This window comes from Gordonia sp. NB41Y, from assembly GCF_030718915.1.
Classification (GTDB): domain Bacteria; phylum Actinomycetota; class Actinomycetes; order Mycobacteriales; family Mycobacteriaceae; genus Gordonia; species Gordonia desulfuricans.
Genome location: NZ_CP132196.1, coordinates 278744 through 292358, shown reverse-complemented (window position 1 = coordinate 292358; position 13615 = coordinate 278744). Strand labels below are relative to the sequence as shown.

Here is a 13615-nt window from a genome sequence, read left to right as displayed (position 1 = left end):
GTGGCGGTGAGACTTCTCGCACCGAGCCGCCGCACCCGGCGGCCACAGTGGGAGAGGAGCCCACGATGGACCGTACCGATGTACACGTGAGCCGACCGGATGTGCCCCGACCGGATGTGCCCCGACCGGATGTGCCCCGACCGGATGTCGACGCGGACCCACGCGACCCCGGCCCGACCGGACCCGGCCGGCGCGGCACCGGGATTGTCCTGGCGGTCGGATCGGTGACCGTGGCCGTCGGGCTGTCGGCGGTCGCCGACACCGAGGGCTTCGGCATCGTGTCGATGCTCGGCGGGCTTGGCGCCCTGCTGTTCCAGATCGCGCTGCTCGCCCTGCTCCGGCTGCAGTACGCCGAGCGGGCGATGACGCGGCCGGGCGCCACGGGTTCGGTGGCGCGGATCGGCTACCTGATCCAGGCGGTACTGCTGTGTGGGGCGATCTGTTCGACCGTCCTCGACGCGTTCTGGCTGATCCACGGTTCGGTGCTGTGGGCGGTCTTCGACACGTGCTGGCCGCTGTCGATGCTGGGCATGGTGGTGATCGGGGTCCGCGTGGCGATCGCCGGCCGCTGGCAGGGATGGCTCCGATGGCAGACGCTGTTCGCACAGAGCTGGCTGCTGTGGGGCGTACCCCTCGCCGCGCTCGGCACCGCAGGGCTCTATGTGGGTGCTGCGCAGTTCGTACTCGGCTACGGGGTGCTCGGTGTCCTGCTGGCCACCCGGGGGCGGGATGTGGTCGCGCCGCTCGGGAACAACCCGGCCCCGGCGGACCGGTCATGACGACGGAGCGGGTCCCCCGGACCCGCGGCGAGGGCGTCGAGCACCCGATCGGTGACCGCGGCATCGGCGACGGTCAGCCGGAAGCCGTGGTCGCCCACCGTCCGCCCGTGCAGACCTGCCGCCGCCAGCAGCCGGCCCGCCGCCCGTCCCTGGGCGCCGGGCAGGTAGACGAAGTTGGCCTGGCTGACCGGCACATGCCAGCCGAGGGCGGTCGAGGTGTGCACCAGCCGGTCGCGCTGCGCACGCGTTGCGGCCACGCGCTGCGCGAGTTCGGTCCGGGCGGCCAACGCCACCGGAAGTGCCGCGGCCGCAGCAGAACTCACCGCGAAGGGCATCTCGAAGCGCCGGGTCTCGGTGATCACCGACGGATGTCCGACGGCATATCCGATGCGGACCGCGGCCAGGCCGTAGGCCTTCGACAGCGTCCGGAGGACGACGAGTTCCGACGACGCCTCGAGTAGTGCGCACAGGTCCGGCGGGTCCGTGCAGTACTCGACGTAGGCCTGATCGAGCAGGATCCGCACACCGTCGGGGCAGTCGGTCGCGTAGCGCCGCAATGCATCGCCGTCGACGCACGCCCCGGTCGGATTGTGCGGGGAGCAGATGATCACGGCGGCCGTCGCCGGTCCGATCGCGGCGCGCAGGGCGTGCAGGTCGGGACGACCCGCCGGGTCGGTACCGACCCCGACCAGCCGGGCGCCGAGCGCATCGGCGATCAACGCGAACCCGTCGAATGTGGGTGTGGCCGTGACGATCTCCGGGAACAGGACCCCACGCCGGGCCGCCCGGTCCACGGCGGCGGCGAGCAGCGTGTGCGCCACGGCGGTGCCGCCCGGTCCGACGGTGACGTGCTCGGGGGTCAGCGGGAATCCACAGGTCCCCGCGCCGTCGGTGTTCGCCCCGTGGGTATTCGGTCGGTGGGTGTTCGCCCCGTGGGTGGTCGGTCCGTCGGCGCGCAGGTGGTCGGCGACGACGCGTCGCGAGCGTTCGGGCCGGAACTCCGGATAGCGGTGGGCGGCATCGGCCGACTGCGCCAGTGCCCGGGTCACCGACGGCAACGGGGGGAAGAACGACTCGTTGAGGTCCAGCCGGACCGGCGGTGCGATGGTCACGACCTCCCGTTCCACCGCAGGGCGGCCGCGGCCGCATAGTCACCGGCGTGGGCGAAGGCCGCGGCCATGACCACCGAACCCGGCGCCACCCGGCCTGCGGTGATGGCCGCATCGAGGGTCATCGGGATTCCCACCGCGAACAGGTTCCCGCACGTGTCGAAGGTGTCGGGGTGTCGTTCCTCCGGGAGTTCGAGGGCCTCACGCCAGTTCCGGAGGAAGATCCGGTTGGGCTGGTTGGTGACCAGCAGGTCGAGGTCGGCGGGCCGGATCCCGATCTCGTCGGCCACCGCCATCGCCACCTCGGGCACCATCCGGTTGCCCCGGGCGAGCACCTTGGTGACCTTGGCCTCGGTGAACCCGACGTGGATCTGGCCGGGGCCGGCCTCCCAGTACTTGCGGTCGGGGTGGGCGACCGACGTCATGTCGCCGGAGTACTCGCCGAAGCTGCGCGAGGCGATGCCGAGTACCGGATTGGCGTCCTCGTCGAGGGTGACGACGGCGACCGCGGCGCCGTCACCGGGAATGGCGGCCTGCGCCTTTCCGCGCACCTGTTCCTGGGTGAAGATCTGGCCGGCGCTGTTCTGCGCCAGGCCGATCAGCGCCTTGCGACCGCGGCCGCCGCGCAACAGCGATCCGGCCACGTCGATCATGTGCACGAACGCCGCACAGCCACCGTTGTGAACGTCGAGGACCAGCGACGGGGTCAGGCCCAGCCGGTGTACCACCTCACCCACACATCCGCGGACCGGCACCTCGGGGAGCTGACTGTGGGTCAGCACGATGTCGACGTCGTCGAGATGGCCGGGCCCGTGCCGATCGAGCAGAACCCGTGCGGCGGCGACGATCATGTCGGCCGACGACTCGCCGTCGGCGGCGTGATGACGGAAGGCCGGCGCCCGGAACATGACGCTGTCGGCGAGGGTGTCGTCCTCGGCGAAGCCGGCGAAATACTCTGCCGGGACCCGATTCTCGGGCAGATAGGTCGCGAGGTCGGCCAACGCCACCGCCGTCGGATCAGGGGAGTGCAAGGCGGTCATGAACGCATCCAATCGGGGGTCAGGGGCAGTCCGGCGCGGTGCCGGTGCTCGGCGATGGCGGTGAGGTTGTCCAACTCGATCTGATGACCGGCCGCGAACATGTCCCACAGGTCCCCGACCCATTCCTCGCGTCCCTCGGGCGCGATCTTCGGGTAGGGGTTGGCGTCGTAGAAGGGATGGCGGCAGTTGTTCCACAACACCACCGATCCGGGCTTGTTCAGCACCAACTGGGCGTCGACCACGCGCATCAGATAGATCATCCACAGGTGCTCGCCCTGGTCCCAGGCGCAGTGGTAGTCGACGGTCATGGCGTCGGGGTTGGCGACGGTGCGGACGTAGAACTCGGTGTCGGTGGACAGCCGGTCACGACCCATCCACAGGTCGGGGGTTCCGGTCGGCCGGAGGTAGCGGGTGCTGTAGGTCCACTCCTCCAGCGAGCGGGTGTCGGCGAGCCACTCGTAGAGCTCGCGCGGGGGAGCGTCGACGTAGCCCTGTACCGGGCAGTAGCTGCCGTAGACCCGTTCGTGCGGATAGACCGACCGCATCATGTCGATCACCGTCGGCGTCATCTCGGCGCGGGTGTGGGTCTCGGCCCGGATCACGCCGTCGAGGGTGACGCCGTCGAGGTCGGCGAGCGGGGTCGACGATCCGGTAGGTGGTGGTGTCGCGGTCATGGGGTCCTCACAGGAAGGGGGCGAAGGGTGGGATCTCGTGTGCCGGGTTGTCGACGACGAGGCAGTTGGGTCCGGGTTCGGCGAACAGCTCGGCTGCGGCCGCGCGGACGGCGGCGGCATCGCCGGCGCGGCGGACCGACATCGTGGCGAACATCGCGTCGAGTCCGGCGGCGATGTCGGCCTCGCCGAATCGGTTGACGGTGGGAGTGCCGGGGAAGTACAGGTTCTCGCGCACCAGACACATGCCGTGGGCGTTGTTGTTCAGCACCACCAGGGTCACCGGTGCGCCGTACTCGACGGCCGTGTGGATCTCGAAGCCGTGCATCAGGAAGGCGCCGTCACCGGCGATGATCACCGTGCGCGGTACCCGCCGATCCCTTTCTCGGGCAGCGGGATCGGGGAGAGGCTCGCGGGCATCGGTGCCGATCGCGGCACCGATCCCGGCGGCGATCGCATACCCCATCCCGCCCATGCCGAGGGCGACGACGAAACGTCCGTCACCGAACGGCAGATGGTGGACGGCACTCGCGCCGGTGTTACCCGCATCGGCAAAAACCGTTGTCCCCGAGGGGAGTACGGCGCCGATGTGTTCGACCACCGTGCGCATGCTCGGGCCGGGCCCGGTGGCCGGGGTGGGGAGGTACTCGAGCGGATACCGGGTGACATGAGACGGGGTGGTGTCAGACGAGGTGCCGTCAGATGTGGTGGTGTGCAATGTGGTGGTGTGCGAGCTGATGGCGCCGGACCGTACCGGGTCCGACGGGATGCGTTCGCGCACGGCCCGGACGAGGGTGTCGAGCGCGGCGCGGAGGTCGTCGACCCCGATGGTCCGGTCGACGCCGGGGAGCCGCGGCGCGTATCGGCCCACATGGGTGATCACCGTGTCGTGCAGCGCCGCGTCCAGACCCGCGCGGTCGGTGGCCGACAGACGGCAGCCGATGGCCAGGCAGACCTCGGCCTCCTCGACGGCCCGGTGCGCCGACGGATGTCCCATCACGCCGGTGACCCGGCGGTGCGGTCGGTGGCGAGATCGCGCCCGCCCGGCGACACCACATGGGCGGCGTCGAGCACCGTGAGCAGCCCGGCGAGCTCGGCGAGCGGTCGGGCGCGCGAGGCCTCCTCACCGGTCCACACGCAGATCCGGGCGCCGTCGGTCACGGCCCGGGCCAGGTCGTCGGCGAGGGAGTCGATCTCGGAATGCGGAAGTCGGGCGTGCGGCGTCGCCGGCGGGGGCGTGCCACCGGACGGCGGCACCGACGGCAGCATCGCCGCCTGCACGTCTTTGGGCAGCACCAGCGCGGCGGGTAGACCCGACCGCAGGACCGCCGACACCTCGTCGTAGGCGTCGTCGATCCGGGTGGGATCGTCGACGACGCGAACCGCCCCCACCACCCCGGACAGCACCCGCGCGATGTCGGGGGTGTCGGGGAACGATGCCATGTCCTGGAACGCCCCACGGCCGACGCCGGGACGTGGCGCCGTACCGACGAGGGCGAGGACCGGAACCCGGCTGTCGTAGGACCCGGCCAGTGCGGCGACCACATTCATCGCGCCACCGCCCGAGGTGGTGACGACGACGGCAGGTGTGCCGGTGATGCGCACCAGGCCGTCGGCCATCGCACCCGCGCCGAACTCGTGTTTGGCGACCACGACGCGGAGGCGGTGCTCGAGTGCCGCTGCGTCGAAGAGGTCTTCGGAGTTGGCGCCGTGCGCACCGAAGATCGTCGTCACCCCACTCGCGGCGAGCCGGGCCATGAGGTGATCGGCGAGCCGCGTCATACCGGGTTCGTCAGGCCCGGAGATGTCGCGGCCGGCAGGCCGGGAGGTGGTGGCGTCCGCCGGCGTCGAGCCGGACCCGGAGGCCGCTCCGATGATCGTCATCGGACCGCTCAGCGTCGGCCCAGGAACCGGTCCATCGTGCGTTCGGCGAGCGCGGTGATGGTCAGCGACGGATTGACCAGGCCGACGGCGCCCGGCGCGAACGATCCGTCCACGACGTAGAGGTTGTCGTATCCCTTCACCGCACCGTCGAGGGTCGCCGCCTGACCGGCCACCACACCGCCCAGGCCGTGGAAGGTGGCACCGGAGCCGAAGCCGGAGGTCCGGTCATGGATCGGAATGCCGTTGTGCGGGCGGCCGAATCGGGACTCGGTGCGCTCGTGGAACTGCTTGGCGAAGGCGATCGCCCGACGGTCCAGGACGCTGGTCTCGGCCGGATGCGGGTAGTTGAGCGTGGTGCCACCGGTCGAGCGGTCGTAGTCGATGGTGCCGCGCTCGTCGGTGTGGACCTGGATGAGGTGGGTGGTGGCCAGCGATCCGGCGGGGGCCGGGAACGGGCTGGCCTGGTAGATCATGGTGGCCGGACCGCCGGGCATCCGCTCCTCACGGATCCGGGCATAGCCGGGACCGCCCTGGATCGGGCCGTGCTGGTCGCGCAGTGCGGTGCGCACGATCAGGAAGTCGCCGTTGCCGCCGAAGCCGTTGCCGATCTTCGGGGAGAGCCGGGGGAGTGTGCCCTGCGCCCGGGCACGGACGAGCAGTGAGGTGGTGTGGAACGAACCGGCCGCCAGGAACAGGTGATCGGCCTCGGCGGTGACGATGCGCACCGTGCGGCGGGCGTCGTCGATGAGCCGTGCCTTCACCACATATCCGGGGCGACGTGAGCGCTCGCGGATCTCGAAGACCTCGTGCATCGGTTTGATGGTCACGAAGCCGGTCCGCTCGGCCGCGGGCAGATAGTTGCGGTCGACGGAGTTCTTGGCGCCGCTGTTGACGCCGTAGGAGATGTCGCCGGTCGACATGCCGGCCGGGGCACGGCCGGCGAGTTCGGCGCGCACACGATCCCAGTCGACGGCGTACTCGACGAACTCCGGTCGAATCCCGTAGCGCGACACGACCTTCAGCCAGGAGCGGGCGCCGACGTAGTTGGGGTGGGCCAGGATGTCGTCGGGGACGCCGCTGGTGCCGAGCACCCCGCGGGCCCGCGGATAGTAGGTCCGGGCGAGCTCGTCGTAGTCGGAGCCGCCGGGGAAGACCTCGGTGAAGTCGTCCTTGTCGGGCTGGAGGGTGAACGCGCCGAACACCAGCGAACCGCCGCCGACGCCCGCACCGTGGACCGATTCGAGACCGTTGCCGCGGATGGTCTCCAGCACGCCGGGATAGGGCTGTACCGGCACGCGGCCGACGCTGGAGATGCCTGCGGAGGTGTCGAACCACGCGGCCCGGCGATCCGGGTTGGTGAAGGTGGCAAAGGTGTTGCCGTCGGGGCGGATCGGCCAGCGCCGGCCCCGCTCGAACACCGTGGTGCGGATGCCGGCCTCGCCCAGACGCAGCGCGGCGACCGCGCCGCCGAAGCCGCTGCCGATCACGATCGCGGTGGGGCCTTCGGCCGCATGCGCGGCGCCGGACATGGCGAGTGGGCCGGAGAGGGCACCTGCTCCGACGCCGGTGGCGCCGAGCACGCCCAGCCCGGCCGCGCCGCGCAGGAGTGCGCGGCGGGCCAGGGAGGGATTCATCGAGAAGTCTGAATGCACCCTGTGAAGTTAGCCAGAAAAACGACTTAGGGGAACCTAAAGTTAGGACCGGCTATGTGATACATGTCACTGGCGTTCAGGGAATGCCGTTCCGGGCGTTCCGACGGGTCAACGCGACACCCGCACCGACTCCTCCACGAGGTCGAGGACGGCGTGGAGATCGTCGGTGGGCTGGCCGGTCGCCAGCCGGGTGATGAGTCCGTCGAGCACCAGGTCGAGGTACTTCACCAGGACCTCGGTGGGTACGTCCTCACGCAGCCGCCCCGACGCCCGGCCGCGTTCCAGCCGGTCCAGGGTGGCCTTCTCCAGATCGGCCGAATGGCCGAGCCAGGCATCGCGAAAGCTCTTGTCCGTCCGTAGTTTTCGTGCGATCTCGAGTCGGGTTCCGAGCCAGTCGAAGTCCTGCGGATGTGCCAGGACGTCCCGCATGACCTGCACCAGACCGGCCTCGGCCGCCACGTCGGCCATCCGTTCGGCGTCTTCCTGCGCAAGCGCGAGGAACAGCGCCTCCTTGTCCTTGAAGTGGTGGAAGATCGCACCCCGGGACAGGCCGGTCGACTCTTCGATCCGTTTGACGGTCGCACCGTCGTATCCGTACTCCGCAAAGCAATGCCGCGCGCCGTCGAGGATTTCCCGACGACGCGCGGCAAGGCGGTCATCGCTGACCTTGGGCACCTACATGCTCCTCGGTCAGCTCTTGATCATGTTGCGCAGCACGTACTGCAGGATGCCTCCGTTACGGTAGTAATCCGCCTCTCCGGGGGTGTCGATGCGCACCTTGGCGTCGAACTCGACGGTCGAACCGTCCTGCTTTGTGGCGGTGACCTTGACGGTCTCCGGGGTCCGGCCCTCGTTGAGCGCGGTGATGCCCTCGAAGTCGAAGGTCTCGGTGCCGTCGAGTCCCAGCGACTTGGCCGACTCGCCCTCCGGGAACTGCAGCGGGATGACGCCCATACCGATCAGATTCGAGCGGTGGATGCGCTCGAACGACTCGGTGATGACCGCGCGGACGCCCAGCAGGCTGGTGCCCTTGGCGGCCCAGTCACGCGAGCTGCCCGAACCGTATTCCTTGCCACCCAGGACGACCAGCGGGATACCGGCCTTCTGGTAGTTCTGCGATGCGTCGTAGATGAACGCCTGCGGTGCACCCTCCTGGGTGAAGTCGCGGGTGTAGCCGCCGCTCACACCGTCGAGCAGCTGGTTCTGCAGACGGATGTTGGCGAAGGTGCCGCGGATCATCACCTCGTGGTTGCCACGACGCGAACCCAGCGAGTTGTAGTCCTTGCGGGCCACACCATGGGAGTCCAGGTACTGCGCGGCCGGGGTCCCGGGCTTGATCGGGCCGGCCGGGCTGATGTGGTCGGTGGTGACCGAGTCGCCGAGCAGTGCGAGCACGCGGGCGCCCTTGATCTCGGTGACCGGGGACGGCTCGAGTGCCATGCCGTCGAAGTACGGCGCCTTGCGGACGTAGGTCGAGTTCTCGTCCCACGCGAAGGTGTCGCCCTCGGGGGTGGCCAGGTTCTGCCAGCGGCTGTCACCGGCGAAGATGGTGGCATAGGACTTGCGGAACATGTCCTGGCTGATCGCCGACTTGATGGTGTCGTCGATCTCCTGTGCCGACGGCCAGATGTCCTTGAGGTAGACGTCGTTGCCGTCGGTGTCCTGGCCCAGCGGGTCGGCTTCGAAGTCGAAGTCCATGGTGCCGGCCAGGGCGTAGGCGATGACCAGCGGCGGCGACGCCAGGTAGTTCATCTTCACGTCGGGGGAGATGCGTCCCTCGAAGTTACGGTTGCCCGACAGCACCGCGGTGGCGGTCAGGTCGTTGTCGTTGATCGCCTTCGAGATCTGCTCGGGCAGCGGGCCGGTGTTACCGATGCAGGTGGTGCAGCCGTAGCCACCGAGGAAGAAGCCGAGCTTCTCCAGGTACGGCCAGAGGCCGGCCTTCTCGTAGTAGTCGGTGACGACCTGCGAACCCGGCGCCATGTTGGTCTTGACCCACGGCTTGGTGGACAGGCCCTTCTCGACCGCGTTGCGGGCGAGCAGGGCGGCACCGAGCATGACCGACGGGTTGGAGGTGTTGGTACACGAGGTGATACCCGCGACCACGACGGCGCCGTGGTCGAGGATGAACTCGCCGCGCTCCTCGTCGACGACCTTGATCGGCTTGGTCGGGCGACCCTCGGAACCGTTGGCGGCCGACTGCACGACCACCGCGTCCTCTTCGGCGAAGGTCAGCTCGGCCGGATCGGAGGCCGGGAAGCTCTCCTCGACGGCCTCGTCGAGATTGGTGTGCTGCGGGGTGTTGCCCTCTTCCACGTAGTTGTGGATGTCCTTGCGGAAGGCGATCTTCGACTCCGACAGCAGGATGCGGTCCTGCGGACGCTTCGGGCCGGCGATCGACGGCAGGACCGAGCTGAGGTCGAGTTCGATGTACTCGGAGTACACCGGCTCACGCTCGGGGTCGTGCCACATGCCCTGTTCCTTGGCATAGGCCTCGACGAGTGCGAGCTGCTCGTCGCTACGACCGGTGAGACGCAGGTAGTTGATGGTCTCGCCGTCGATCGGGAAGATCGCCGCGGTCGAACCGAACTCGGGGCTCATGTTGCCCAGGGTGGCGCGGTTGGCGAGGGGGACCTCGGCGACACCGGCGCCGTAGAACTCGACGAACTTGCCGACCACACCGTGCTTGCGCAGCATGTCGGTGGCGGTGAGCACCACGTCGGTGGCGGTGACGCCGGGCTGGATCTCGCCGGTCAGCTTGAAGCCGACGACGCGGGGGATCAGCATCGAGACGGGCTGGCCCAGCATGGCCGCCTCGGCCTCGATACCGCCGACGCCCCAGCCAAGGACGCCGAGTCCGTTGACCATGGTGGTGTGCGAGTCGGTGCCGACGCAGGTGTCGGGGTAGGCCTGGCCGTTACGGGTCATCACGGTCGGCGCCAGGTACTCGATGTTGACCTGGTGGACGATGCCCATGCCCGGGGGGACGACCTTGAAGTCGTCGAAGGCGCCCTGGCCCCACCGCAGGAACTGGTAGCGCTCGCCGTTGCGCTCGTACTCGAGGTCGACGTTGCGCTCGAGGGCGTCGGAGCGGCCGAAGACGTCGAGGATCACCGAGTGGTCGATCACCATGTCGGCCGGGGACAGGGGGTTGACCTTGCTGGGGTCGCCGCCGAGTGCGGTGACGGCCTCACGCATGGTGGCCAGGTCGACGACACAGGGCACGCCGGTGAAGTCCTGCATGATCACGCGGGCCGGGGTGAACTGGATCTCGGTGTCGGGCTGGGCGTTGGGGTCCCAGTTCGCGAGTGCGTTGACGTGATCGGTGGTGATGTTCGCGCCGTCTTCGGTGCGCAGCAGGTTCTCTGCGAGCACCTTCAGTGAGTAGGGCAGGCGCTCGGTGCCGGGTACGGCGTTGAGCCGGAAGATCTCGTAGGACTTGTCGCCCACCTCAAGGGTGCCTCGGGCGCCAAAGGAATTGATACTCACTTCTATCCACTCTCCTCTGGCCGGCGGGCTGCGCCGGCGATGCTGTTCGGTCCCGGGCGACGGAACCGGGACGGCTGTGGCCGTCACCGACGAACGCGGCCGGGTAGCCCGGTTCGTCGACTCTGACCATCACCCGACGGGCTGCGTCGGGGTCGTGCTGTACTCGGTGTCTCATCCAGCGACCACGGCGCTACCCGTGGCGACGTCCTCATTCTAACAGTACGCTCGTACTGCTAACAAGGCGGACACGCCGATGAAACGCGCCGGGGGTGGCCCCGGATGCTCACGACGATCCCATTTTGTCGTACCGTGCTGAGCGAGGTTCGACTACGGGTCACCTCACCCGGACATTTAATGATCGTGAAACGTCTTCGCCACCCCGACCCGGCGAAACGGCGCACCCGACGAGTGAGGAACCATCGCCGTGAGTCCTGAGCCCCTCGCCGAAGGACCGCTCTCTGGCCGATCACCGTCCGACGGACCGCTGGTGCTCGCCGCGCCGGTGCCCGGCTCCACCTGGGAGCCCCCGGGCGATGTCGACCTCGCCGCGATCGCCGCGACGTTGAAGACCGATCACGTGTGGGGTCCGGCCGATCAGGTGCCGGGTCTGGAGAAGATCGTCTCCGACGCCCGGGCGCAGGGCCACGACATCAACATCGTCGTACTCACCGAGAAGATGCCCCGCTTCACGCTCTATCGCGACATCGCCACCGAGCTCCAGCACGAGGTGGGGGGCACCGTCCTGGTCCTCGGTCCGAATGCGGTCGGCAGCTCGTCGTCGGAGTTCAGCCGTGTGCAGCTGGAGGAGTCCACCGACAACCTCAGCCTGAGCAACCCCACCCAGGCCGCACGCGACATGGTCGACTACATCACCGATCCGGGGGTGAACTACACGCTCGTCACGATCGTGCTGATCGTGGTCGTCGCCATCGGGGCCGTCCTCGGCCGGCTGCGCACAGTGCGTCGGCGCCGGGATGCGGGGGAGCCGGGGGGCCAGACGGCTCCGGTGTCCGTCGGCCCCGCGGGCACCGACGGTGAGACGTCCGACGGGCCGGCCGGGCCGCGCTGACCGATCCCTCCCGCATCCAACCGGTACTCAGCCGGGGTTCACCGTGTGCTTTGCGCAGGATTCGACGGTGCACTTCCGCGGGGTCCGCGCTGCGCTTCGCGCGGGGTGTTCGGCAAGAGCTCGGCGTGGGCCGTCGGTGATCTCGCCGACGACGTCGGATGTTGCGAATTCTTTATCTGAACCGATTCGAGGTTCTTTCGGCAGTTCACGCCGATTTGTGCAGGTAATCACGCCGCTGTAATTCACCACAGTGGTTTTCCCCTGTGGCAAATGTGACGTACGGTTCCAATGTCACTTGTGGTTCGGATGTAGTCCACCGCGTCACATGTGATGTGTGTTGCGCATGGGGGTGCAGCGCTGATCGGGCCGGATGGCGAGGGAGTTCACTAGTGAGGCGACGAACCACTTCAGTGGTCCGCTCGATGCACGCTCGCGTCGTCGTGGCACTCATCGCCGCGGCCACCGCCGCGGTCGGCACCGTCGGACCCGCGTCGGCCGCCCCGTCGAGCGCACCCACATCCCCGGTGTCGTCGTTGATCAATCAGATCGCCCAGGTCAATCAGAACCTCAGCGACCTCGACCAGGCCGTCGCGCTCCGCCAGGAAGAGGTCAATCGCTCGGTCGTCGATTACCAGAACGCCCTGGCCGCCCAGCGCCTGGCACGCGTGGCCGCCGACAACGCCCAGAGCTCGCTGACCAAGGCCACCCAGGCCACCGCAGCCGCCCAGAAGCGGTTCGACGACTACGTGCGATCGATCTACCTGCGGGGCGGCAACCAGGGCACCATGGCCGAGTACCTCTCCTCGGACGACCCGGATGCCGTACTCGGCCGGGTCAGCGTGATCGATCAGGTCGGCCGCGAACAGCAGCAGACCATCCGACGCCTGCAGGTCGCCCGCAACCAGCAGGCCAACGACGTCGCCGCGCTCGAGGCCACACGGCGTCAGACCTCCTTCGCCACCGAGAGCGCCGAACAGCGTCGCGACGCGGCGGTGGCCTCGGTGTCGCAGGCCCGTGAGGCGATCGCCGATCAGCAGAAGAAGCGCGTCGCGCTGATCACGCAGCGCGACGAGACCCAGAAGCGACTCGACGCACTGCGCGGGACCGTCCGGCCGACCCCGGCGGCCGACCCCGCGCCGACAGACCTTCTGACCGGCCTGTTCCGAGCCCTGCCCGGACAGCCCGACCCCGGTCCCGTCGCCCCGGCCCCCAACCAGGCGGCCGGCGACAACGACAGCATGCAGGTCGCCGCCGAGGCCGCCGCCCGACTGGCCCTCGACGTCACCCAGAAGGTGCTCTCGGCGCTCGTCGGACAGGCGCAGGTGCCGCACTCGGAGCTCCTCGACGAACTCGGCGTGGGCGGCGCGGGCCTGGGCAGCGACGGCGGGGACACCCTGAGTTCGCGCCTCGGCACCGGCAGCCTCGGCTCGATCTTCGGCAGCTCGGGTGGCGGCGGCGGCGCGGTCCGCCCCGGACTCCGTGGTCCGCAGGCCGTCGAGATCGTGGTCAACCGAGCGCTCTCGCAGCTCAACGTCCAGTACGCCTGGGGCGGCGGCGACGCCAACGGACCCACCCAGGGCATCCGCGACGGTGGTGTCGCCGACAGCTACGGCGACTACAACAAGATCGGCTTCGACTGCTCTGGGCTGATGATCTACGCCTTCGCCGGTGTCGGCATCGAGTTGCCGCACTACACCGGCTACCAGTACACCTCCGGCCCGCAGTTCCCGCTGTCGCAGATGCAACGCGGCGACATGATCTTCTACGGCCCCAACGCGAGTACCCACGTGGCCCTCTATCTCGGCGACGGCAAGATGGTGGAGGCACCCCAGTCCGGCGACGTCGTCAAGGTCTCGCCGCTGCGTACCGACGGCGCCATGCCCAACGTCGTCCGCCTGCTCTGACGGCCGGCGCGCGCCCAC

General features: G+C 69.2%; 11 protein-coding genes. 3 read left to right on the top strand and 8 right to left on the bottom strand.

Annotation, left to right across the window (positions count from 1 at the left end; all coding sequences use genetic code 11):
- The first annotated feature begins 65 nt into the window (after nt 1-65).
- Nucleotides 66-779 carry a hypothetical protein gene (locus Q9K23_RS01170; protein ID WP_152972721.1) on the top strand — a complete coding sequence of 238 codons (714 nt, stop codon included), beginning with the start codon at nt 66-68 and terminating at the stop codon, nt 777-779.
- Here the strand turns inward: Q9K23_RS01170 and Q9K23_RS01165 are convergent.
- The 8 genes from Q9K23_RS01165 to acnA all read right to left on the bottom strand — a co-directional run bounded on the left by Q9K23_RS01165 (nt 689) and on the right by acnA (nt 10630).
- Nucleotides 689-1891, bottom strand: a complete 1203-nt coding sequence (locus tag Q9K23_RS01165) for an aminotransferase class I/II-fold pyridoxal phosphate-dependent enzyme (RefSeq protein ID WP_082365864.1) — start codon at nt 1889-1891, stop codon at nt 689-691. The two genes, Q9K23_RS01170 and Q9K23_RS01165, sit on opposite strands and share 91 nt — an antisense overlap.
- Nucleotides 1888-2928, bottom strand: coding sequence for a 3-oxoacyl-[acyl-carrier-protein] synthase III C-terminal domain-containing protein (locus tag Q9K23_RS01160; protein ID WP_053777198.1), 1041 nt, complete (start codon nt 2926-2928; stop codon nt 1888-1890). The genes Q9K23_RS01165 and Q9K23_RS01160 overlap by 4 nt, the downstream gene beginning before the upstream one ends.
- A complete protein-coding gene (locus Q9K23_RS01155; RefSeq protein WP_020794346.1) occupies nt 2925-3602 on the bottom strand; it encodes a hypothetical protein in 678 nt (225 codons plus the stop codon). The genes Q9K23_RS01160 and Q9K23_RS01155 overlap by 4 nt, the downstream gene beginning before the upstream one ends.
- Nucleotides 3603-3609: 7 nt before the next feature.
- Nucleotides 3610-4596, bottom strand: a complete 987-nt coding sequence (locus Q9K23_RS25165) for a thiamine pyrophosphate-dependent enzyme (RefSeq protein ID WP_348533968.1) — start codon at nt 4594-4596, stop codon at nt 3610-3612.
- Nucleotides 4596-5483, bottom strand: a complete 888-nt coding sequence (locus Q9K23_RS25160; RefSeq protein ID WP_348533956.1) for a thiamine pyrophosphate-binding protein — start codon at nt 5481-5483, stop codon at nt 4596-4598. The genes Q9K23_RS25165 and Q9K23_RS25160 overlap by 1 nt, the downstream gene beginning before the upstream one ends.
- Before the next feature lie 8 nt (nt 5484-5491).
- Complete coding sequence (locus tag Q9K23_RS01145; protein ID WP_053777205.1) at nt 5492-7117, bottom strand: GMC oxidoreductase; 1626 nt, start codon at nt 7115-7117, stop codon at nt 5492-5494.
- Nucleotides 7118-7243: 126 nt separating this feature from the next.
- The gene (locus Q9K23_RS01140) at nt 7244-7810 is read right to left on the bottom strand and encodes a TetR/AcrR family transcriptional regulator (RefSeq protein ID WP_020790319.1); all 567 of its coding nucleotides are present in this window, start codon (nt 7808-7810) and stop codon (nt 7244-7246) included.
- A gap of 15 nt (nt 7811-7825) precedes the next feature.
- Nucleotides 7826-10630, bottom strand: a complete 2805-nt coding sequence (acnA, locus tag Q9K23_RS01135) for an aconitate hydratase AcnA (protein ID WP_152972725.1) — start codon at nt 10628-10630, stop codon at nt 7826-7828.
- 418 nt (nt 10631-11048) lie between these two features.
- Here acnA and Q9K23_RS01130 point away from each other — a divergent pair, with 418 nt between their 5' ends.
- Complete coding sequence (locus Q9K23_RS01130) at nt 11049-11693, top strand: DUF6676 family protein (protein ID WP_053777196.1); 645 nt, start codon at nt 11049-11051, stop codon at nt 11691-11693.
- Between the two features lie 422 nt (nt 11694-12115).
- The gene (locus Q9K23_RS01125; RefSeq protein ID WP_152972720.1) at nt 12116-13597 is read left to right on the top strand and encodes an NlpC/P60 family protein; all 1482 of its coding nucleotides are present in this window, start codon (nt 12116-12118) and stop codon (nt 13595-13597) included.
- Nucleotides 13598-13615: the final 18 nt, after the last annotated feature.

What these genes read in the sequence shown, in the direction of transcription:
- Q9K23_RS01170 (WP_152972721.1), top strand. Translation starts at nt 66, where the DNA reads ATGGACCGTACCGATGTACACGTGAGCCGACCGGATGTGCCCCGACCG.
- Q9K23_RS01160 (WP_053777198.1), bottom strand. Translation starts at nt 2,928, where the DNA reads ATGACCGCCTTGCACTCCCCTGATCCGACGGCGGTGGCGTTGGCCGAC.
- Q9K23_RS01155 (WP_020794346.1), bottom strand. Translation starts at nt 3,602, where the DNA reads ATGACCGCGACACCACCACCTACCGGATCGTCGACCCCGCTCGCCGAC.
- Q9K23_RS25165 (WP_348533968.1), bottom strand. Translation starts at nt 4,596, where the DNA reads ATGGGACATCCGTCGGCGCACCGGGCCGTCGAGGAGGCCGAGGTCTGC.
- Q9K23_RS25160 (WP_348533956.1), bottom strand. Translation starts at nt 5,483, where the DNA reads ATGACGATCATCGGAGCGGCCTCCGGGTCCGGCTCGACGCCGGCGGAC.
- Q9K23_RS01145 (WP_053777205.1), bottom strand. Translation starts at nt 7,117, where the DNA reads ATGAATCCCTCCCTGGCCCGCCGCGCACTCCTGCGCGGCGCGGCCGGG.
- Q9K23_RS01125 (WP_152972720.1), top strand. Translation starts at nt 12,116, where the DNA reads ATGCACGCTCGCGTCGTCGTGGCACTCATCGCCGCGGCCACCGCCGCG.